This is a genomic window from Streptomyces sp. SAS_281, assembly GCF_052542855.1.
Genome location: NZ_JBMNDO010000002.1, coordinates 41,633 through 62,090, shown reverse-complemented (window position 1 = coordinate 62,090; position 20,458 = coordinate 41,633). Strand labels below are relative to the sequence as shown.

The window sequence follows — 20,458 nt, the reverse complement described above, 5'->3', positions numbered from 1 at the left end:
TGCGCCGGACGCGATGCGTCACACGTCAACAACGCTGAGGTTATCAGCGTCACGGGCTACCTCTTGTGCCTCGCTGGATCTTGTCCGTGACTCATATGACCAATCGGCCAGGAGTGTGTCGGCGACCGCCTCCTCGTAGACAGCACGGTTCTCCCTTTCCATGACCTCTGCGAGCTCTGGCTCCCAGCAGGTGTCCTGCCGCCTTCCGCTCAGCCGGACATGATCGCTGTCGGCGCGAACACCGCTGAGGTAGTCCGCAGCACTCATTCGCCAGGGTTTGGCGTGATAGCGGTTACGGAGCTGGTTCGTCATGTCGATGCCGGGCCAGTCGAAGTCCCCGTGGTAGAGCAAGGTGCCACCGGCTCCGACGACCAACCGCGCCAGCCGGTGAAAGGCGGTCGAGGGGCGCCCCTCGGTGCAGATCAGCGGCGGACTGCTGGCACCGAGCTCACCGGCGGCACGACGGAGCACGGCCGGGTTCTCGCAGACGTACACCGTATGCAGATTCACGGCGATCGGAAGGGTGATGAGCTGGTGGAGGGTGATGTGGAATGGAGTGCCGTAGCGGGCGGCGTCGGTGAGCCACTGGCCCAGCCCCTGGCCGGTCGCAGGGAGGTTCAGGACGAGGACACGGCTGGCCAGATCATCGACGATGACGTCGAAGGCGTCCCACAAATCGCGCCGACTTTCGGCCCCTGATCCGAGTGGGACTCCGCGTGCCATGGCCAAGGCCCGCAGGACCAGTGTCGGCAGAGAGCCGCGGCCGGGATTGAGGGCCTTGGTGTCTCCTGTGGTGGCGTCGGCCAAGACGGGCAGCATGATCGGTGGAGCGTCGCTTGGCCGGCTGTAGAGGTGTTCCAGGACGCGGACGGCCTGCCTGAAGAGGTGGGTGTCCTTCCTATTGATCAGCGCGGTGATCGTGCCGTCGGATGCGAGGCCGGCCAGCCACTGCCGGTACCAGGCATGCTCGGCATGAAGCGGGCTGGCCTCGCCCTCAGCAAGGATCCTCCGCCGGGCCTGATCGAGCACGGTCCGCTCATCGGCGCGAAAGCGCAGCTCGGGGCCGATCCGTTCCAGGACGTCGCGGAGCGACATGCCCGTGACGTTGCGGACGCTCTCCTCCAATGTTCCGAGGGGGATGGTGATGCGGCGGACATCGGCCGACCGGTACGCACCGGTGATGCCGATGACAGCGGTGCGTTCGGCCGAGGTCGGGTTGGCCAGGCCGATGGAGCCCTTGACCTCGCCGCCGTTGCGCTCGAGCGAGCGCCGGGCAGCAGCCAGGAGCCGACGGAACTCGGGAGCCCGGTAGCGCTCGTATGCCTCTGTCGACCCGGTCATTCTGTCTCCTCGACCTTGTCGTTCGTCGGCTGGTCCTCGGGGATGTCCGCGAGCAGTCCTGCCCCTGCGGGAACGTGCCGACGGGGCGCGAAGCCAAGGAGTTCGGCGGCAAGATCGTCGGATCCGGGGTACTCGAGGTCATCGAGGATCTGTTCGCCGTCCCAGACCAGCAGCATGGCGGAGACGGTGTGGGACGCCTCGTCGTGCTTCATGTCGTAGTGGGAGATCTGCGGCACGTCAGGGTAGGTGATCCACAGGTCGTAGCCCGTCATGAAGAGGTCGAGGTCGAACTTGGCCGTGAGGGCGAGCAGGTCGGGGCGGTACTTCTCGTCGATGCCGGCGAAAGCTTCGTCGAGGGCGATCAGCCGCGGGCAGGTGGGGTAGGCGGAGCTGTACTGCGCATGGGCGGCTGCGAAGAGCGGAAGGTGGATGGAGGCGGACTTCTCGCCGCCGGACATCACGCTGTGCTTGGCCTTGGTGAGCAGTTCTCCCTTCTTCCGCTCCTCCTCGCTCATGCCCGGCCGGAACAGCCGGAGTTCGAACTTGCGCCAGGCGCGATAGTCCAGAACCTCAGCGATCACCTGCTGGTAGCTCCTCTTCTTGTCGGCAGCAGCCCTCGCGCGGATCTGGCTGCGTAGGTGGGAGCGGAGCTCGGCCAGTCCTGCCGGTCCGAGACCGGAGGCGTCCTTGTCGAGCAGTTTGTTGACGGCCTGCTGGGAGTCGGTGAGTGCGTCGGAGGTGATCCAGTTGATGCCCACGGTGGTACCGGAGGACATCGGCTTGGAGCGGGTATCGGCGTCCATGCTTTTGACCAGGTCGCGGGCGGCGACGGTGCGATCATGGATTTGCTCGGCCAGCCCGGTCAGGAGTCCGTCCTCCAGGACGGTCCGTTCCCTGTCTTCCAGCAGTACGCTCTGATCGGCGAGCTGTTCGGCCAGGCGACGGGCGAAGTCCGTTACGGGGGCGGGGCCTTCGCTGTCGGTGACCCGGGCCAGGATGATGTCACCGGCTGGCTCCCACTCGAAGAGGTAACCCTGATCAGATTCCAGCAGGGCTGCCTCCAGCGCGGTGATAGCGCTAGAGATCTTGGATGTCACGGTCTTCAGGAGGCTCGAGGTGATCGGCCGGCCCCGGGTCGCCTCATCGAGCGCGTTGACCAAGGAAGCGACGGATGCGGGGACGACGCTCTGGGCGGCTTCGATGCCCGTGAGGGGAATGCCGGGCGAGGTCAGGCTGTCCATGAGGGCCTGGACTGCCTGCTCGGGGCTCGGCCACATGTCGTGGGGCAGCCAGATGGTCTCGGCGTTCGCTTCGAGGAGGCCGAGAAGGTCGGGCCGGGCATATGGCTCCAGCGTGAGCGTGGTGCGCACCTGCTCCGCCACGGCCGTGGCGAGTGCGGTACGGCCGAACTCCAGGGCATGGTCAGCCTTCAGAAGCCGGTCTCGATGCTCTTCCGCGTCCTTCTTCGCACGGTCGTACGTCTTCTGCGCCGTGGTGAGCTGCTCCTCCGCGTCCGTGATCTGCTGCAGAATCTCCTGCAGAGGAGCTTCGAGCGTCGCTTCCTGGGTGCGCAGACGTTCCTCCTGAACGGCGAACGCATCCCTACGCGCCTGTAGCGCCTCAGCCTGCTCTGAGCAGGACTCGGTCTGCGCTTCGATGATCTCCTTGCGGCCGGCGATGTCGCGCTCGGCCGCATCGGCCTGCTCACGGCAGGCGGAGAGCGCCTTGCCGGCGTCGGCGAAGTCGTCGATGGCCTGCGCGACGTTGTCCAGCTCCTCACGAAGCGTAGGCAGCCGTGCGGCCGTGGCAGCATGCCGAAGCTGCCGATTCTTCTCATGGGTGCGCGCAATCGCCCCGTCGAGCCGCTTGCGGGCTTCGGAGAGGCGGCGGCGTGCGCCGGCGGCCTTCTCCGCCACCACCGCCACCTGACCCACCGCCTGGATGATCGGTTGGGTGCGCGGGAGCTCATGCCGGGCGCGGTCGAAGTCGTCGCATGCTTCCTGCGCGTACCTCTGCTGCTCTTCAATGCCGGCGAGCTGAGCTTCCAGGACGGCGATGGATTCTTCGAGCAGGCGCAGCCGCTCGCGCCGGCGGGCGGCTCGTGCCGTGGCCCCGATGTACTCCGGCTGATCCTTGGGATGCGCACCGACCTGGATGCCGAGGCAGAAGTGCGAGCCGGTCGTAACCGCAGGAGCGCGCAGCGCGCCGTCCGTCGCAGGGACGTCGTCCGTTACGGCGACGGACGCCAGGACAGCCTGTACGGCCGCGGCGGAGACGAGCTGCTGATCTTCGACGACCAGTACGTCGGCCAGGGTGCGTCCGGTCGGCCGCTGCGCGGGAGGCAGTGGGCGCAGATAGGCGTCGCCGACCTTGTCGTGCAGTGCCTGGTCGGTCAGCGCAAGGTTGGGGTGCAGCCAGGCGGTGAGCAGGCCGGCCGCGTACAGGGCGCCCTCCACCGCAGCCGCATGATCGTTGGGAACATCCTCGGCGAACCGCACAAGCTGCCACAACGGCGCACCGGGCCGCGCATCGCGGCTGGCGGGGCGCAGGTCACTGGGCGGGGGCGCGTCGTCGCCTTCCGCTGCCACGGTGCCGCGCTCTGCTCGCCTGGATCGCAGGGCCTCCGCGACGTCGCTGTACTCCCGCTTCAAGTTCTCGACGCGGGTCAGAGCACTGGTGCGGCGCTGGTCGGTGAGGGAACGAAACTCCTCCGGCAGCGAGGCCGCTTCGGGTTCCCCCACCGCGGCGATGGCAGTACGCAGTACGTCACCGTCGGGGGCGACCAAGACCGCGGTGTCATCACTGCCGCTCCAGCGGCTGATGAACTCCTTCAGCTCCTGGTCGGCCGTGGCGCGGACGATCTCGAGCTTCTCAGCTGCTGCGGCGGATTGCCGCTCGGTCTCGGTCAGCTCACCGCTCGCCGCGTCAGCGTGCTCCTGCTCGCGCTCCTGGTCCTTCGCGGCGTTCTCGGACGCGCTGAGGTGGACGCGTACGTCCTCCACTTCGCTGCGACGCGCGGCAACCCGGCCTGCCACGTCCGTGTCCAGATCGGCACCGAGATCCAGTGTGTCGTCGTCGTGCAGGATGCCGCAGCGGCGCGCCGCGTCCATGAGACTGTGGGTATGCCGAGAAGCGGCCTTGCGCAGCTCATCGTGTCTCAGGAGAGCCCGCTCAGCCTCCCCTTTGAGGGCAGCCAAGCCCTCCTGGGCCCGGTTGAGGTGGCGGCCACTCTCCGCGATGCCCTGGCGCTCGTTGCGTACGCGATCGCGCAGCTCCTCGAGACCGTTCTGCTGCTTGATAGCGTCGTGGTTCTTGTACTCGGCCAGGCTCGCGCTGAGCTCATTGCACCGGCGTTCGGCGGTATCGCGCTCATGCTGTGAGGAGGCCAGCTGCCGCTCGGCGGTGCGGTGGTCCTCCGCCGCCTCCATGATCGTCTCGCACTGCGCGGCTGTGTCCTGAATGCGCCCGGTGACCTGGTCCACGCGGTCACGGGCATGGGCGCGCAGATAACTGGTGTATTCACGCAGGAAGGTCCGGACCGCGGTGTCCGCCCCCGTCAGTGCGTTGAGGAGCGCTTGGATCTCGGCGAGGTTCTCGAAATCGCGGGCGGCCTGCAGGATGAGGTCCTCGTCGACGGGGCGCAGGCCGGCGGTGAGGGTGTCGGACACCTTGACCGGGTCGAGGTCCTTGGCCAGCAGAGGACGCCGTAGCTGGAGCAGAAGGTTGACCAGCTGGTTGTAGCGCTCGCGGCCCAGCCCGAACAGCCGGTCATCGATCGCCTCCCGGTACGCCTCCGCCGTAGCGTAGGTGGCTCCTTCACCCAGGAGCTTCTTCAGAGCGTTCTCCCGCAGCGGGCGCGAGGCGGCGTCCAGCAGGCCGAAGTCGATGCCGACACGGCCGTCGGTGACGAAGAAGAAGCGGGCCGGCGTGGACATCGGCTTGGTCACCCGCATGCCGATCCCCACGGTGACGGCTTCGAGGACCTCTCCGTCGGGTGCGGTGCGGGCGAACTCCATCCACACATAGCCGTATGCGGACTCCTGCCCTTTGTAGAGCAGGTTCGACTTCATGGTGCGCTCCTCGCCGCTGAACGGATCGAGACGCCTCGCGTCGAGGACACCGTCCAGGACCAAGGGGAAGAGAACTTCCAGGGCCTTGGTCTTGCCGGAACCGTTGTGCCCGCGCAGGACCAGGCGTCCGTCGGCGAAGACGAACTCCTCGTCGGTGTAGTCCCATAGGCCGATCACTCCGGCGCGGGTGGGCTTGAAGCGGACCTCCGACCGGTCAGCGGTGCGGGAGTGAGGGATGAGCGTCATCGAGAGGTTTCCTCAGTGGGGAAGTCAAGAGCGAACTGGCCGTCGTGCGCGGGGCGCGGTAGGACGGCGGTGATATTGCGGTAGCGGCCGGCCGCGGGCCGGACCAGAATCCCGCCGGGGACGATGTGGACCAGGCGCAGGTCCGCCAGGAGCGCGACCGCCTCCGCCAGTAGCCCGCCGGGATCGGCCTGCCACTTGTTGGTGAAGGACGAGGGGCCGAACTCCTCATAGAGCTCGGTGATCATCTGCTCCAGCGTGCCGTGTTCCACGAAGGGCAAGCCCGTCTGCCCCTCATGCTCCGGGGAGTCCGGATCGGCCTCGGCCGCGTGCTCGCCAGCATCCGCGTGCGGGTCGTGCGCCAAGGCTTCGAGCGTGCCCGCCTGCGGCAGGGCCATATCGATGCGGCTGAGCAGGACTGCGTGTTCCTCTCCTGGATCGGTGGGCAGGAGGTAGTGAAGGCTGCTGGCCCGGTCCGGGTCTTCCCGCAGATCCGCGATCTTCGCGAGTATCAGCCCGGCAGTCCGGTTGACGGCTCCGCCGCGGCCGGGGAACCGCTTGTCCGTAAAGTGCCCTGTGGTGTCTACGAGCATGATGCCCTCGGCCCGGCGCTCGATAGGCAACCCGGTCAGCCGTGCGATGTCCTCGGCCAGGGTGGGCTGGCGCAGTGCTATCGCGGTCTCCGCGTCGGTGTCGCTGAAGTAGACCACCGGGTACTCGATCAGCAGCCGACGGGCTCGCTGGGCAGCAAAGCGGCGACGGGGGTCGCGCCCGGTGCCGGCGGTCGGAGTGTCCAACAGCCCAGCAGCGCTGACCAGGTGCTGCAGCGGTTTGTTCGGCCGGAAAAGCGCCGCGCAGGTGTCGTGGTCGATGTCGAACAGCGCGTCCCCGCGGTCGTGGTCACGGGCCCAGTCCTCCATGGAGCCATCGGAGATCCGCAGTGCCCCCCGGTCGACGAGCCAGTCCATCACGTCAACGACCGCGTCCTTGTGACCTGGTGCGGTCGCATCGAAGCCCAAGTGCTCGATCGTGTTCGCGGACGGCGTGAGCAGTTTGACGAGATCGGCGAGGTTGATCTCGACGCGCGACCTGTGCAGGCAGGCCAAGATCAGACAGAGGTAGGCCAGCCGCCGCCGGTCGAAGGGTCGCTTGCTCTTCACCGTGAGGAACGCCTGGCTGGCGTCGAAGGCGTCCAGCCGCCGCAGCAGCCGTGCGTGACGGGCGCTGGTCTGCAAGGAGTAGCCGAACAGGTGATGGAAGTCCTTGGCCAGTTCGTCGGCCCATTGCAGCACCAGCGCAAGCGCCTTGGCCCGCGGGTAGCTCTCGGTGACGATGCCATGCAGCAGCATGAGCCGGGCCGCTTGCTGGTACGAGCCAAGGTCTGCGGTCTCCACGGAGGCGGCTACGCGATGGGCGGGCATCAGGACTTCTCCGTTCGGCTTCGGCGCATCGCACCATGGGGCTTGATCTCCAGGGCGAAGCCGGGCAGGTGCAGCGTGCCGGTCTCGGTCCGCAGCTGGCTGCAGCGCTCGTTCGGGATCAGGCGCAGCGTCAGGACGTCGCTGCTGCCGGTGCCGGAACGCAGTCGGCCCGCGACGACCGTTCGCACCTGCAGGGCGCGGGTTAGCAGCTTGAGCACGGCGCGGGTCTCCGCCTCGTTCAGCACCCGGTCGTGCGGCCCATGGTCCAGGAGATCCTTCGCGGCCTCCCGGTCCGCGGCCCGATCCGCCAACTGCTGCTCACGTAGCCGGGCATGGGCACCACGGCGGGTACGGACCGGTTGCGGGCCACCCGGTGCTGGCCGCTTGCCGTGCCGGAACAGGCTGATGCTGACCTCTACACCAGGCGCATCCCACCACGTCGTCCGCGGCGAGATCTGGTCATCGTCGTCGTGGGCACCCGATAGATGCCGTACCGAGCGGAGGTCGAAGGCGGCGGACACGAGGGCGTTCGCAGCCTGCTCATCCGGCGCAGCCGCTGCCCAGGCGGCAAGATGCCGGAGTTGGGTGGTCCGGCTCACCCCTCCTCGACGTGACTCCGTCACCTGCCGCAGCAGGGCGATGACCCCCGAAATGGCCGTGCGCGTAGCGCCTTGCAAATGGGCGGCTTTGGTCTCCGCGGGGCCGTCCGCCAAGAACCATTGGCGCAGCCCGATCCAGCGCCGCCGCCAGTCCTCCAGGCGTGCGGACGGCCGCATCATGGGCCGCTCATCCACTGCGGCGGCCCGCTCCAGCAAGGTCTCGACCCCGGTGTCTTCCACCTCGTACACGGCCTCGGCCAGCCGGGGCGCGTAGCGCTCCAGTTCCGCTGTGAACTCACTCATGTGTGCCAGCAGCGCGTGCTTGTAGCGCAGGAACGTCTCAGGAGAGACATCTGTCGTGCGCGCCACGTCGTTCAGGGTCAGATAGAAGCGCGCCGCCCGCTGGGTCATGTCTTCCAGCACGCTGTCGAGGCGTGCGAGCTTGCGGTACACCTCGTCCCGGTCGCCTTCCCGGTTCGCTGTCGCCAGCGCCTTGAAGTCCGTCAGGATGTCGGCAAAGGCCAGCCGCGACAGGTTCGCGTCCTGTACGCGGGAGCCGATGACCTCCTCCACCGCGCGGTAGACGCGGTAGCCGATCTCCGTGAACTGGTAGACCGATTGCCGGTTCCGGTATGCGGCAAGATTGCCGCACCGCAACGGATCTTCCACTCGATAGAGGACCTGCTCGTCGTCCGAGGAGAGGTTGTCGAGCATGCCCCGCAGATTCAGATCCGCAGCAGACGGTACCTCGTCGTGCTCTGTGGCGAGCTCCTTCAACGTGTTCGCCACGTCGTCAGGGTGAACCTGTAACTGGTGTACCGATCGCAGTACGTTCATCGCACGCAGCACCCACAAATATGCGACAGGATCATCGCGCTGCGTGAAGTTGAACAGTCGCAGGCGGTCGCCCACCGTCAATGAATCAAGATCGAATGACTTGGAGACTCCAGAGTCATCACGCTGGAACACTTACGCCGCCCCTCATCTCGGCACGCATTGCGCATACCCTGACAGACACCACTGACAATCGAGGCCAGAAGAGAAGCGGCTCCCCCTCTTCAGCGCTCTCGGCAGAATCGAACGGCCTCGCCTCCTTCGATCGTTTGGCCGCCCCGACTCGTTGCCGCCACCCTCGCGAGTCTCGGCATCGCCCTCGCCATCGCCCGCGAGCCGATGCGCCTGGAATGGGGCGACTGAAACCAAGTTCCTGGCCAACGATCTTCCAGAACTGTTGGATACGCAGAGTCGCCCCTCAGTAGCGGTGAACAGCGAGGGGCCTGCGAGAGGTCGTGGTTCACGAGGGAAGGAGTGGGTACAGCTCTCCCCCCAGGCGAGCCCGGCCGCGGTGCCGTACGACTGGATCGGTGCTGAGGGCTGCGTCGGCGAACTGATGAATGCGCCAGTACATCTGGACTCTGCGGACGGCGTTCGGAGCGGGCTGGTGGGCGACCTGAAGCACACGGGTGGGATCGGTGAGGTCGAGACGGACGGCGAGGCGGGCGAGGTCGGACAGCGGGTCGCCGAAGGCGGCGAGTTCCCAGTCCAGTAGCAGTGACCCGCCAGCAGCGGGCCTGACGAGGTGGCCCGGCTGCAGGTCGTGGTGCAGCAGTCTGGGCTCGATGTCCAGGTTCGTCGTGTCGAGTTGGCGGCGGAGGGCCGCCGCGGCGGGCGCGAGGTCGGGCGCGGCAGTCGTGTACATGTCGAGACGGCCGTGAAGGTAGCGGTGCCAGGTGCGGTACTGCCGGGCTCCGGCGAGCCGACCGGTATGGGGGCCCGTGATGCGATGGACGGCGGCGAGGGGGCCGGCCAGCTCGTGAAGGAGCAGGCCGGCGGGGACGGGCTCAGCGTGGACCGCGGTCTGCGCGGTCCACGCCGGACTGCCCCCGGGACCGGATCCGAGGAGCTCGGGAGCCGGGGCACCGTGCATGGTGAGGAGGGCCAGGGCGGCAGCCTCGTTGGCGGCGCGGTTCGGGTCGCCGTAGTGCTTGAGTACATACGGCACTGGGCCGTCGACGTACCAGACGCGGTTGGCCTGTCCGGTCGTGATCTCTCGGGCACCGTCAGGGACCCTGCCGTCTATCGCCGCCACGGGTTCAGGCGACGTCGCCGAGGTAGCCGGATGAGGGCTGGCCCGTGGCGAGGGCGGCGATCGGCTGCCGGAGGGCGTGGGGCAGCAGGTTCAGACCGGGAACCTTCTCCAGTTCCACCCATTCCAGGCCGGTCTGCACGTCGTCTTCGGCGTGTCCGCCGAGGCGGCCGGGGGTGCCTTCGGGGGTGCAGTGGAAGATCGCTTCGATGCGGTGGGTGCCGGCCTCGGTGTCGGCGTGGTCGTGGTTGGCGCCGATGTACTCGCGTAGCCACAGCAGCTTGTCCACGGTGACGGTCAGGCCGGTTTCCTCGTGGACCTCGCGGCGGGCGGTCTGGTTGAGGGGTTCGCCGGGGTTCTGGCCGCCGCCGGGCAGGAAGTAGCAGTCCTGGCCCTCCCAGTTGGCTCGTTGGAGCAGGACCTGACCATCGTGGACGACGACGGCTTTGGCGGAGGTGCGGATGGTAGGCGTGACAGGCTCGGCCACGAGTGGGCTCCAACTCTGCTTCGGTGGTGGGTGGGAAGGGTTGTCAGCGTTCAGTCTTGCCGAAACCTCGGTGGCGTCCGGCCGCCTTCGCGAAGATCAGCTGCCAGGGTCCGGCCAGTCGTACGAATGGCTGGAACGGGCTGGCTGCCACCAGCGATGCAAGGTGTGCTGGGGACGTCCGGGGCAGGGCGGCGAGACCGGGCGGTGGGATGACGGCCGCGTGCAGGGCCGGGGCGAGGGCCAGTAGCCGGGCGGTGGCCACGGGGCCGTGCAGCAGCACACCGGCCGTTGCGACGACCGTCCAGACGGGCCCGGCCCACCAGGCGGACAGGACGGCCGCCGCCATCAGCGGGGCGCCGAGCAGCCAGGCGGCCTCGTCCGCCCACTCCCGGGCCACCAGGACCACCTTGGCTGGGCGGGAGAGGGCGGTGGGAAGGTGCGCGACGGCGGCAGCGTGGCGGTCCGGGCGGGCGGAGGCGGTGAAGGCCAGCGCGTGGAGGTTGGCCAGTCCGGAGGGTTCGGTGTAGGGCTCGTCGAGGACGGCGACGGTGGAGGCGGTGAGGTCGGCGCCGAGCAGGGACAGCCGGTGCCCGGTGCCGAGGTCTTCCATCGGTTCGGGGAAGCCGCCGAGCGCTTGGACAGCAGGGAGATGGACGGCCATGCCGCAGCCCACGCCGTACACCATGGGCCGCAGCCACATCCGTACTGCCTCCGGCAGACGGGAGGCGGCCAGGAAGCGGTGGAGGCGGACGCGGGCGAGTTCGATGCCGAGGGAGCGCCGTAGCTGGTAGGCCCATTCCCCCTCCAGCAGCAGACCTATCGGGCCGGCCGGGAAGGGGCGGCGGGCCAGCAGCGGCAGCCGCTGCTGCTGGATGAGGGCCGGTGCGTGTCGGGTGCGGGTTCGGTGTGCGGTGGCCTCGGTGGCGAACGCCTGAAGGGTGCGGCGGTCGGGGGCCGCGTCGGCGTCGTAGACCACTGCGTACGTGTCGTCAGCGTGCTCGTCCTCCCTCCACCCGAGTGGGCCGAGAACCCGCTGCAGGCGGTCGAGGGCGAAGTTGAGCTGTCCGGCCTTGCGTCCGCCGACATCGGGCTGGTGGAGGTGCACCAGCGGCAGCCCTCTCTCCGGCAGGCGGGCGGCCAGGGCCGTCACGATGTCGGCGGTGGTCGGCTCGGTGTCGAACAGTTCGGTCAACACCCGTAGCCGGTCGGCTGGTCGTTCGGCGTTGACCGTCTCGGCGACCTTGCGGCAGCGGGCGGCCGGGAATAGGCCCCGCAACTGCCCTGCCTCCAGCGGGGCGTGGGCTGTCAGGGCCGCCAGCCGGTCGCGGTGTCCGGCGCGTGCGGAGACTTCGCGTTCGGTGGTGATGACCACGACGGCGGCGCGGTCGCGCGGGTAGTCCAGTGCCCTGAACGCGGTCACCGTCTCCTCCGCGATGGTCTGCTCGCGCAGCATCGGCAGCAGCACCACCAGCCACGGCACCGCGTCCTTCCCCACCTGCGTCTCAATGGGTGTGCTGCCGGCGGAGGCGAGGAGCCACCTCGCGCATACCTCGACCGCGATCAAGGCCCACATCGCGCGGGCCAGCAGCAGCGCCAGCAGGACGGGCACGGTGGCCTGCAGCCACATCTCGGGCGCGGTCACCGTGCTTCCTCCATCAGTTGGTAGACGCCGCGCATTTGGTCGGCGACGAGGGGCCAGGCGAACCGTTCCGCCTGTTCACGAGCGGAGGCCCGCCTGGCGGCGTGCGCGGCGGTGCCTGTGTCGGTGAGGACTTTCTCCACCGCTTCCGTCGCAGCGGCGGCGTCGCCGGGTGGGGGGAGCTGGGCTGCCTCCCCCGCGTAGTGGCGGATGCCGCCGACGTCGGTGGCGACGACCGGCGTGCCGCAAGCCATCGCCTCCAGGAGCGCGTTGTTGGCGGTCGCGTCGAGTAGAGGCAGCAGCATCACGGCTGCCTGCCGGTACAGCGCGACCAGGGTCTGCTCGGCGACGCCTTCGAGGACGCGAGCGGCCGGGTGCCAGGCCCGGGTATGGGCCTGGCGGGTGACGACGACCAGCTCGACGCCGTCGCCATAGCGGCGGTGCAGCCGCTCGTGGACCGCGTCCAGGACGGTCCAGTCCCGCAGCCACCAGCCGACGGTCAGCACCAGCGGTCGGTCCGACGGGGGCGGTGCGGGCGCCGGAGTGAAGGCAGTGGTATCGATCCCGTGGGGTATCAGGTGGACGCGGTCGGCAGGCACCAGGTCGGCGAAGAACGTCTGCTGGTGCGGGTCGAGGACGACGATGCGTTCGGCAGTCGGCGCGAGCTTTCGCCACGTGCGGGCCGGCAGGTGCTGCTGGAGGTGTGCGGGCGGCTGGTGATAGGTGACGGCGGTTGGGCCGAGGCGGCGGCGGGAGAACCAGTATTGCTCGTCCCCGTACAGCACGTGGGCGGCCGAGCGAGAGGCCAGCAGGTACAGGTCGGTGGCGCAGTGCTCGACCGGGTAGAAGGGCAGCGGGCAGCTTCGGACGAGCAGGCGGTGGGCCTGTCCGGTTGCCCTGGTGGCGAGCGGTCCGGCGGGTGGGGTGATGCGGCGGACTTCGGGGAGATGGTCGAGAAGGCGGTCGTAGCCGCCGTGGGCGGTGTGCCAGGGGACGCGGACGACGGAGGCGATCACGGCGACTCACGCCTCCTTCGGGGCGAGAAGACCGAGAGACCGCAGTCGGCCGGTGATGGCGTGGGGACGGTTGAGGTGGACGACGGGCTGTCCGTCGGCCTGGTCCGGGTTGAGATGCTCGGCCCAGCGGCGGCGGTGCCGGCGGTGGTGGGCCGGGCCCCACCACAGGATCGAGTCGCGGGCGAGCAGGTGGCTGAAGGTCTCCCGATTCCCGGCGAACAGCTCCTGCCGGGTGCCGGCCCGCCGGAGCGAGCGGCGGATCAGCCGGGGCAGACAGACCCTCAGCGGCAGGTCGAGCCAGATCACGAGTTCGGCGCGGGCCAGCAACCTCTCGCCGACTTCGCCGCCGTAGTTGCCGTCGGCGATCCAGAGATCCGAGGCCAGGGCTTCGCGGACGCGGGAGCGGAAGAGCTCAGGGCTGACGGGGGTCCACATCGGTCCCCAGAACAGCTCGTCCAGGTCGAGGTGGGGCAGTCCGGTGTGGGCCGCGATGGCGGCGGCGAGGGTGGACTTCCCGGAGGCCACCGGGCCGACCAGCGCGATGCGCTTGGGTATCACGGAAGCCTCCTCGCGACGGCGTCAGCGAGCCGTTCCAGCAGGTGAGAGGTGTGCACTCCGACGGTCACCTGCATCACCGGCACCCGGGCGACCAGCTCGTCCATGACGTCGGCGGCCTGCCGGGCCAGTTCGCCCTCGGGACGGGTGCGGTCGGCGAACCACGGGTGCAACCAGTCCTCGTCGTACGGGGTGCAGCACACGGCGGCCAGCGCGGCGCGAGCCGCCGCCGCGCCAGGGAAGGCGATGCTGATGTCCCGGTCGTCGTCATGGAGCCGCGGGAACACGACGAGCCGCAGCGGGGCGCTTTCCCTCACACGGACGGCGAAGGCACCAGCGAAGCCGTTCGGGGTGCACGAGGCTTTTCGGGACGTGCCGAAGTCGGTCGGCAGCACGCTGTGCGGCGGCAGGCTGCTGTTCGGGGCCAGCGCGGACAGGGTGCCGCCGGCGATGCGGACCGAGATCGGTACCCCGACCACGCTCGCGGCGGACTCGGTGACCAGTACGCGGTCAGACCCGACGAGGTCGGCGCGGTGATGGGCGGCCAGGGCTGTGAGCAGGGTGGTCTTGCCGGCCCCGGATGGGCCGACGATCAGGACCCCGTGGTTGTCGACCGTGGCGGCTGCGGCGTGGAAGGCGGTCCAGCCGCGGTGTTCGGCGCAGCGCAGGACGACCTCGCGGATCACCCGCAGGGCGTACCGCTCGCCGCGGTCGGTCCCTGGGTGCAGCACGATGTGCAGCTGGCCGGTCGCGTCGCGGGCGTACAGGTGGTCTGCCGGCAGGTGCGAGGCGGGGTCGGGCCTCCACCAGCGGACCTGCCCGAGCCGTGAGGACAAATACGGCTCGTCGCGGAACGGCAACACCTCCAGCGACTGTGCATCGGCCAGGCGGGCCTCGTGGTCGCGAAAGAGGTCTTCGCTGTGGTGGATGCGTATCTGCGTGAGCTGCCCGCACATCGGTGCCGGCGAGGTCTCGGGGGAGAAGCTCTGCAGGTGGATGCTTTGGTCAGCGTGGAAGGTCTCGTCGGTGCGAACGTCGAAGCGGTGCCCGGCGAAGGCGACCGTCCCGTTGCTGCGGCCGCTCACCTCCGTCCCCCTGTTGCCGCCATGGCGTCGGGTGCCTGAATGAGGAGTTCTTCAGCGGTGCCGTGCACCAGGCGTCGGGCGATGTCGATGCCCATCTTCACCGCGTGGTCCATGTTGCCGATCTCGTACCGCCACGTCCCGAACCGGCCTCGTGGGTAGATCCCTTGGGACTCCATCCACGGCACCACTGTGTCCAGGACCTCATCACGGTCGAGGGTGGGTATCGGGTAGGCGTAGTCGATCAGTTCCAGGTGGGTACTGGCCAGCGGCGCGTCCTCGGGCACGAGGCCGTGGCGCCGCAGGGCCTGGTCGCAGTCGCGTATGAGCCGGTGATGGTCTAGCCGGGTCCCCGGCAGCAGGGAGGTCTCGGTCATCCACGCGCTGAATGCCATTGTGTCGGCGCCGGGGACGTTGGCGGGCGCGTACTTGCTGAAGTTCGTGGCCCGGTAGAACGGCACCTCAGGCTGGGGGAAGTACAACCAGGACCGTTCGTCGGTGGTCGGGGCCTCGTAGCCGAGGCCGACCATGGCCACCGTGGTGTGCCGCAGCCGTCCGGCTGCCGCTCGCACCGCGTCCGGGGCGCCGGCCGTGATGGCGGAGAGCTGGTCAAGGGGACCGGTGGCCACCAGGTGGTCGAAGCCGATGAGCTCGCCGTCGGAGAGCGTGACAGCGCGGGCGGCCGGGTCGACGGCGACCGCGCGGACTGACGTCCGCAGGCCCGCGTCGAGCCGTGCGGCCAGGCGGCGCCAAATCTCTCCGGTGCCGCCGCGGGCGGGGAAGGCGAAGGTGGCGTTGGGTCCCCACCGGCGGGCCGGCGGGGCGGTCCCCGAGAAGGCAGCCAGGATTTCACCGGGATCGACCGGGGCGACGCGTTCGGCGACCCAGGACGAGGCCATCTGCTCAGGATGCGTCGCCCAGACCTTGGAGTTGTACGGGCCGAAGAACCGCTCCACCAGGCCCGATCCGTACATCGCCTGCAGCCACGTGGCGAAGTCCGTACCCGCGGCCATCCCTTCCTCGCGCCGTTGGCAGGCGCGAAGAAGATCGTGCACACACGCCTCGGCATCCTCGGCCGGGAGACGGTGAAGGTACTGCTGAAAGGGGTAGGGCACCCACCGGTCGCGGAAGCGGACGTAGGACGACCGGTCATGATGCAGCAGCTCGTCGGGGGCGAACAGCTCGGCAAGCAGCCGGTCGAACTCGCCGAAGTGGGAGAAGACCACGTGCCCGCCCAGGTCCCAGGTGAAGCCGGCCGGATCGACCACGGACGAGGCAAGTCCGCCGGGCAGAGGGGCAGCCTCCAGCAGCGTCCAGGAACGGTGACCCAGCCGCTTCAACTCGTCCGCACAGGCCAGGCCACAAGGGCCGGCACCGAGAATGACAATCCTCTCGGAGGGTAAGACGTGCGGTGAATCGGGCATGAAGCCTCCTTCGATCGGCAGACGGTAAAGCTATGGCCCGCGTCCGGCGGGCGCCGGTGAGAGAACGGGGGGTGGGGTGACCCGACCGACGATGCACGGGAAGCGGCGGGGTCACCCTGCTCAGGGTCGGCTTCGACCGCGAGAGGTTGGTGCGTGAGCGCGGGCCGCCAACAAGGTCCGGCCGGCGCAAGCTGAAGGAGCCTCAGGTCGCCAGCCCCTCGATGTCCGGGTCCACGTGTGCGTTGTGGATGTGGAAGTAGGCCACCTCCACCTGCTCCTCGAAGCCCTTGCCGTCCACGAGCGCCTGGAACATCGTCTCGCTGACGGACCGGCAGTAGTCGCAGGACTCCACGCCAGCGGGTCCCTCGCGGCGCGCCATGGCCGCACGGGCCTGCTCCACTGCTTCGGGAGACAGCCCGTCCAACAATTCCTCGGTCAGGTCCGCGTCATCGCTCACGCCGCCATCGTGGCCACTGAGGACCCTGGAAACTCTTTCACTTGAGCGAGAGTCCCAGCGGCCCCTACATGCCGATCCAGCCCGCCATGTTCCGCAACGGCTCCGGCGTCCGGCGGGAGAGGTGAACGAGCCCGCGGATCGTCTCCCTGGCACCAGGGTGATAGCGGGTCTGCTCCGGCGCCGCCCGCCGCGCCGCCCAGAGCGACCTCAACGACGGCTCTGCTTTGCCCAGTTCCATCTCGACGCGGGCCCGGTCGATGAAGAAGTGCGCGCGGCGGGACGTCGCGAGCGAGGCCGGCAGCTTGATCGCCTTGGCCTGCCGCAGCGCCTCGTCGTACTGACGCATCTCCACCGCCACGGTCATCTCGTGCAAGGCCACGTTCACCGGGCCGAAATTGAGCCAGTGCACCTTGCTGGCGTCTCCGACCCGCCCCGCGTACTCGCGGGCCCGTGCGATGTGGTCGGCGGCCGCGCTAGCGTCCTCCGCCCGCGCCGCCAACACGGAACCGCCGAGGTGAAGCTGGCCGGCGACGGTGAGGGCTTCACGGGTCGAGTCGCCCGGGCCGAGCAGTTTGTGGCCGGAGTGGACCAGGCGCAGGCCGATGCCGTACTCCCCTTCGCGGAAGTAGACCAGCCCCCGGAAGTACTGCCGCATGGCCGCCAGGCAAGGGTCCGAGGCCCGCTCCGCGGCCCAGCCGAGCCGGTCGAGGGCGACGCCGGCAAGATCGAAGTACCCCAGCTTCACCGTGACGTCGTGCGCGGTGCGATAGGCGGAACCCAGGGCCTGCCACAGCTCCGTCGTCGGCGAGCGCCAGCACAGGACGGTCAGCTCCGTGATGACGTCCGGAAGGGCTGCCGCCGCCGCGTGCAGGTGGGTGGCGCGGACGTGGGCGCACAATTCCTCGGTGGCGGTGACGAGCTCCTCGGCCGTGCGCGTGGTGACCCGGGGATCGTCGCCGAGGTCGTACAGGTCGAGGGACTCACGGATCGGCCGGATCAGCTCCGCCAGCCGGTCCTCCTGCATCTGCGTCACGTACGGTTGACCCGTCAGCACGGTGACATCGATCCGCAGCGCTCGCGCGACGGCCGCGACGAAGTCCGAGGACGCCGGCCGGGCGCCGCACTCGACCTGGGTGAGCCAGCTGTACGAGTACGGAATCCGGTCGGACAGCTCTCGCTGCGTCAGCCCCGCTAGCCTCCGCTGCTCCTTGATCCGCGTACCGGTGTGGTCCCCGTCCCGCGTCGGCATACCGGACTCCCGTCTCTGACTCGTTACTTGGAACGCTACGCGTTGCTCTATGCCGCGACAGGTGGATTCACAAGGGACTCCGCCGAGTTGGTGGGCGCCTGGCTGTGATCGGATAGCCCCCATGACCACTCCGACCCTGTACCTGTTCAGCAGCGCGGCCCCGCCTGTCTTCGACGTCGCGCGCGTCATCGAGGAAGCGCAGGCCGACGGCTGGGACGTATGCCTCGGTCTTACCCCGACAGCCGCCCGCTGGCTCGCCGACTCCCTCAACGGCCTCGCCGCCCTCACCGGCCACCCCGTCCGCTGGGACTACCGCCTCCCCGGACAGCCGGACGTGTGGCCGAAGCCGGATGCCGTCATCGTCGCTCCAGCGACCTTCAACACGATCAACCAGTGGGCGCTCGGGATCACGGATAAATGGCTCGTCGGCGTAGTTGCCGAGGGCATCGGCAAGGGCATCCCCATGGCGATGATGCCGTGCGTGAACCGGGCATACGTTGCGCACCCGCAGTTCGAGCGCTCGATCGATGCCCTTCGGAGCGCTGGGGTCCGGGTGCTGTACGGCGAGGGCGGCTTCATCGCGAACGAACCGGGCCAGGGAAATCCCGCCACCTACCCGTGGCGGTCTGCCCTGGACGCCGTCGCCGACGTACTCGACCCGACCTCGACCGTTTAACAGGACCTGCTGACCGGCTGGTAAGGCCGCAGGAACACAGCAGCGGCACGAATCAGAGGTGTCCGACGGCAAGAACCTTCGGGTGCGGGGCGAGCTCGGTTGACGTCCAGGCGGCCTACTTGTCGTAGGTCCATGCCCGTCCGGTCTGGCGATACTCCTCGACAGGGATGGGTACGACGCCGGCCCGCCTCTGTGCGGTGTAGAGCAGGCCGTCCAGGTGGTCGATCTCGTGGTGGACCAGCCGAGCGAGCCCACGCTCGTAGACGGCGGTCTCCACCCGGCCCTCCAGGGTGGCGGTCTCCACGGTGATCCGCAGCGGCCGGGGGACAAGGCCGCGGACGTCGAAGAACGACAGGCAGCCTTCCCCGGGTCACCCTCGACCGTCTCCCCGAGGGCTGGGCCACCGAAGCGGCCACGATCACCACCGCCTGGCGCCCGCCCACACCTCAGAACCAGTCTGGGGCCACGATCTCCTCGCCCTCGCCCTGAGGCTCCTCGAACCGGGCGAAGAAGTCGTCCAGCGCCTCCGGCGTCACGACGAGCGCGTTCGCGTCCCCCCGTGCGTTGCGCTCCGCCAGCCGACGCAGCAGCTCGGCACGGGCCACGGGGAAGTACAACAGCCGCCACCGCCCGCGCCGGCCGACTCCACCAGCGTCTTCATCGCATCACGGTCCTTGCGCGGCCACAGCCCGTGGTCCCACGCCACATCCCGGCCCTCCGCGACCAGCTCGGCCAGCCGCTCGTGCAGCTCGGCGACGACCGGGGCCTCCTTCTCGAAGTAGGTGTTCTCCGCGTAGTCGACGTCGTACCGGCCGTGCCGCTCAAAGACCACCTCGTCCACCGACAGCCGCACCGCCCCCCTGGGCTCCAGCACCCGCTGGGCATAGGTCGTCTTCCCCGATCCGGTGAGCCCCACCAGCAGGAAGACCGTCGGAGCGCCACTCTCGACCACCATCAACTCCCCTCATGCCCGCCGTCGTTCCCGGCAGTCTGCCACCGCCGGCCGGGCCGGACTCCCGGTCCCGGCCGCCGCCACCCGAAGGAGCCCGTCCGTGCCCGCCTCCGCCCTCGCCCGCGCTCTGCGCACCTACGTCCGCCACGCCCCCGGCACCCTCGGCAAGGCCCAACTCGTCGACCGCTTCCTCGACGAGCACCTGCGCACCCACCCCGTCCACACCACCGTCCGGCTCCTGTCCGGCGATACGGTCCCCGTCACCACCAGCGACGTCATCCAGCGCTTCCAGTACCTGTTCGGCGAGTGGGAGCCGAACCTGTCGGCCTTCCTGCGCGACCGGCTCCACCCCGGCGAACACCTTCATCGACGTCGGCGCCCACCGCGGCGCCTTCAGCCTCCTGGCCTCCCACGCCGTCGGCCCCCACGGCCGCGTCGTCGCCATCGAACTCCACCCCCGCTTCCACGACGACCTGACCGCCGCAGCCGCCGCCAACCGCCGCACCAACATCCACACCGTCCGCTCCACCGCATCCGACACCACCGGAGCCCTGACCTTGTACCTTGAGGACCCCTCCAACTTGGGCCACACCACCGCCATCCGCCCCCGCCACGTCCACGCGACCGCCGAGGTCCCCATCGCCCCTGTCCGACCTGATCAGCCGGGCCGACCTCGCCACCACGCGCGTCATCAAGATCGATGTCGAAGGCGCCGAAGCCGCCGCGATCCGCGGACGCCTGCCCGCACTCCCGTACCTGCGCGACGACCCCGAGCTCGTCGTCGAGGTCACCCCCCGGCTCCTGGCCAAACAGGGCGAGAGCGCCGCCGCAATCATCGCCACCCTGCGCACGCACGGCTTCCACCCCTACACGCTCACCAACGACTACGACCCGGCCACTTACCCCCGGGCCATGTGCCGGCCACAGCCGCCCATCCGGTGCACCACGACCCCGAAGGACATGACCGACCTGGTCTTCGCCCGCACCGACGCCACTAGCCTCCCGCTCGCGCCCTGAGCACCGCTGGCTGTTCTCAGGCCCCTTCGAGGGGTGGCACGACAGCCTCATCGCCGAGGGCCAAGAACCGGGCGGCCTTTCGGGCGAGCAGGGCTTCGAAGAATGCCGGGGCCTCGTCACCGAGCATCCGGTGCAATGTGACGA

Annotated in this window: 17 protein-coding genes and 1 pseudogene; 3 read left to right on the top strand and 15 right to left on the bottom strand. The window is 69.2% G+C overall.

The features are described from left to right. Positions 1 to 18: 18 nt before the first annotated feature. The 13 genes from ACN6LM_RS01545 to ACN6LM_RS01485 all read right to left on the bottom strand — a co-directional run bounded on the left by ACN6LM_RS01545 (position 19) and on the right by ACN6LM_RS01485 (position 17,669). The gene (locus ACN6LM_RS01545) at positions 19 to 1,341 is read right to left on the bottom strand and encodes a TIGR02679 family protein (protein WP_445063429.1); all 1,323 of its coding nucleotides are present in this window, start codon (positions 1,339 to 1,341) and stop codon (positions 19 to 21) included. Further along, on the bottom strand, positions 1,338 to 5,657 hold the full coding sequence (locus ACN6LM_RS01540) for an SbcC/MukB-like Walker B domain-containing protein (RefSeq protein ID WP_445063428.1): 4,320 nt from the start codon (positions 5,655 to 5,657) through the stop codon (positions 1,338 to 1,340). Before ACN6LM_RS01540 ends, ACN6LM_RS01545 begins: the two co-directional genes overlap by 4 nt. Then, positions 5,654 to 7,048, bottom strand: a complete 1,395-nt coding sequence (locus tag ACN6LM_RS01535; protein ID WP_445063427.1) for a DUF2398 family protein — start codon at positions 7,046 to 7,048, stop codon at positions 5,654 to 5,656. Before ACN6LM_RS01535 ends, ACN6LM_RS01540 begins: the two co-directional genes overlap by 4 nt. Before the next feature lie 26 nt (positions 7,049 to 7,074). Continuing rightward, the gene (locus ACN6LM_RS01530; protein ID WP_445063426.1) at positions 7,075 to 8,643 is read right to left on the bottom strand and encodes a TIGR02677 family protein; all 1,569 of its coding nucleotides are present in this window, start codon (positions 8,641 to 8,643) and stop codon (positions 7,075 to 7,077) included. Positions 8,644 to 8,968: 325 nt separating this feature from the next. After that, positions 8,969 to 9,763, bottom strand: coding sequence for a phosphotransferase family protein (locus tag ACN6LM_RS01525; protein ID WP_445063425.1), 795 nt, complete (start codon positions 9,761 to 9,763; stop codon positions 8,969 to 8,971). A 4-nt stretch (positions 9,764 to 9,767) separates the two neighbouring features. Next, positions 9,768 to 10,247, bottom strand: coding sequence for an NUDIX domain-containing protein (locus ACN6LM_RS01520; RefSeq protein ID WP_445063424.1), 480 nt, complete (start codon positions 10,245 to 10,247; stop codon positions 9,768 to 9,770). Positions 10,248 to 10,290: 43 nt separating this feature from the next. Further along, positions 10,291 to 11,889, bottom strand: a complete 1,599-nt coding sequence (locus ACN6LM_RS01515) for a hypothetical protein (protein ID WP_445063423.1) — start codon at positions 11,887 to 11,889, stop codon at positions 10,291 to 10,293. After that, the gene (locus ACN6LM_RS01510) at positions 11,886 to 12,902 is read right to left on the bottom strand and encodes a glycosyltransferase family 4 protein (protein WP_445063422.1); all 1,017 of its coding nucleotides are present in this window, start codon (positions 12,900 to 12,902) and stop codon (positions 11,886 to 11,888) included. The genes ACN6LM_RS01515 and ACN6LM_RS01510 overlap by 4 nt, the downstream gene beginning before the upstream one ends. Before the next feature lie 6 nt (positions 12,903 to 12,908). Next, complete coding sequence (locus tag ACN6LM_RS01505) at positions 12,909 to 13,460, bottom strand: hypothetical protein (RefSeq protein ID WP_445063421.1); 552 nt, start codon at positions 13,458 to 13,460, stop codon at positions 12,909 to 12,911. Beyond that, positions 13,457 to 14,542, bottom strand: coding sequence for an ATP-binding protein (locus ACN6LM_RS01500; protein WP_445063420.1), 1,086 nt, complete (start codon positions 14,540 to 14,542; stop codon positions 13,457 to 13,459). The genes ACN6LM_RS01505 and ACN6LM_RS01500 overlap by 4 nt, the downstream gene beginning before the upstream one ends. Continuing rightward, positions 14,539 to 15,963, bottom strand: coding sequence for a protoporphyrinogen/coproporphyrinogen oxidase (locus ACN6LM_RS01495; protein ID WP_445063419.1), 1,425 nt, complete (start codon positions 15,961 to 15,963; stop codon positions 14,539 to 14,541). Before ACN6LM_RS01495 ends, ACN6LM_RS01500 begins: the two co-directional genes overlap by 4 nt. Before the next feature lie 202 nt (positions 15,964 to 16,165). Further along, positions 16,166 to 16,420 (bottom strand): hypothetical protein, encoded by a 255-nt coding sequence (locus tag ACN6LM_RS01490; RefSeq protein WP_445063418.1) that lies wholly within the window; start codon positions 16,418 to 16,420, stop codon positions 16,166 to 16,168. Positions 16,421 to 16,484: 64 nt separating this feature from the next. Continuing rightward, positions 16,485 to 17,669 carry a helix-turn-helix domain-containing protein gene (locus tag ACN6LM_RS01485; RefSeq protein ID WP_445063417.1) on the bottom strand — a complete coding sequence of 395 codons (1,185 nt, stop codon included), beginning with the start codon at positions 17,667 to 17,669 and terminating at the stop codon, positions 16,485 to 16,487. A gap of 121 nt (positions 17,670 to 17,790) precedes the next feature. On the opposite strand from ACN6LM_RS01485, the gene ACN6LM_RS01480 reads away from it, so the two are divergent. Further along, positions 17,791 to 18,345 carry a flavoprotein gene (locus tag ACN6LM_RS01480; protein WP_445063416.1) on the top strand — a complete coding sequence of 185 codons (555 nt, stop codon included), beginning with the start codon at positions 17,791 to 17,793 and terminating at the stop codon, positions 18,343 to 18,345. A 115-nt stretch (positions 18,346 to 18,460) separates the two neighbouring features. Here the strand turns inward: ACN6LM_RS01480 and ACN6LM_RS01475 are convergent, their stop codons facing one another. Beyond that, positions 18,461 to 18,700: a peptide deformylase gene (locus ACN6LM_RS01475; RefSeq protein WP_445063519.1), complete on the bottom strand. Its 240-nt coding sequence runs from the start codon at positions 18,698 to 18,700 to the stop codon at positions 18,461 to 18,463. A gap of 177 nt (positions 18,701 to 18,877) precedes the next feature. Further along, entirely contained in the window at positions 18,878 to 19,300 is a 423-nt protein-coding gene (locus ACN6LM_RS01470; RefSeq protein ID WP_445063415.1) for an AAA family ATPase, read from the bottom strand. Positions 19,301 to 19,311: 11 nt separating this feature from the next. Here ACN6LM_RS01470 and ACN6LM_RS01465 point away from each other — a divergent pair. Together ACN6LM_RS01465 and ACN6LM_RS01460 are read left to right on the top strand one after the other, a co-directional pair. Beyond that, positions 19,312 to 19,878 (top strand): annotated as a pseudogene (locus tag ACN6LM_RS01465) (FkbM family methyltransferase); the annotation flags it as partial. Next, positions 19,862 to 20,314, top strand: a complete 453-nt coding sequence (locus ACN6LM_RS01460; protein ID WP_445063414.1) for an FkbM family methyltransferase — start codon at positions 19,862 to 19,864, stop codon at positions 20,312 to 20,314. The pseudogene ACN6LM_RS01465 and the gene ACN6LM_RS01460, both read left to right, overlap by 17 nt. The last annotated feature ends 144 nt before the right edge of the window (positions 20,315 to 20,458 follow it).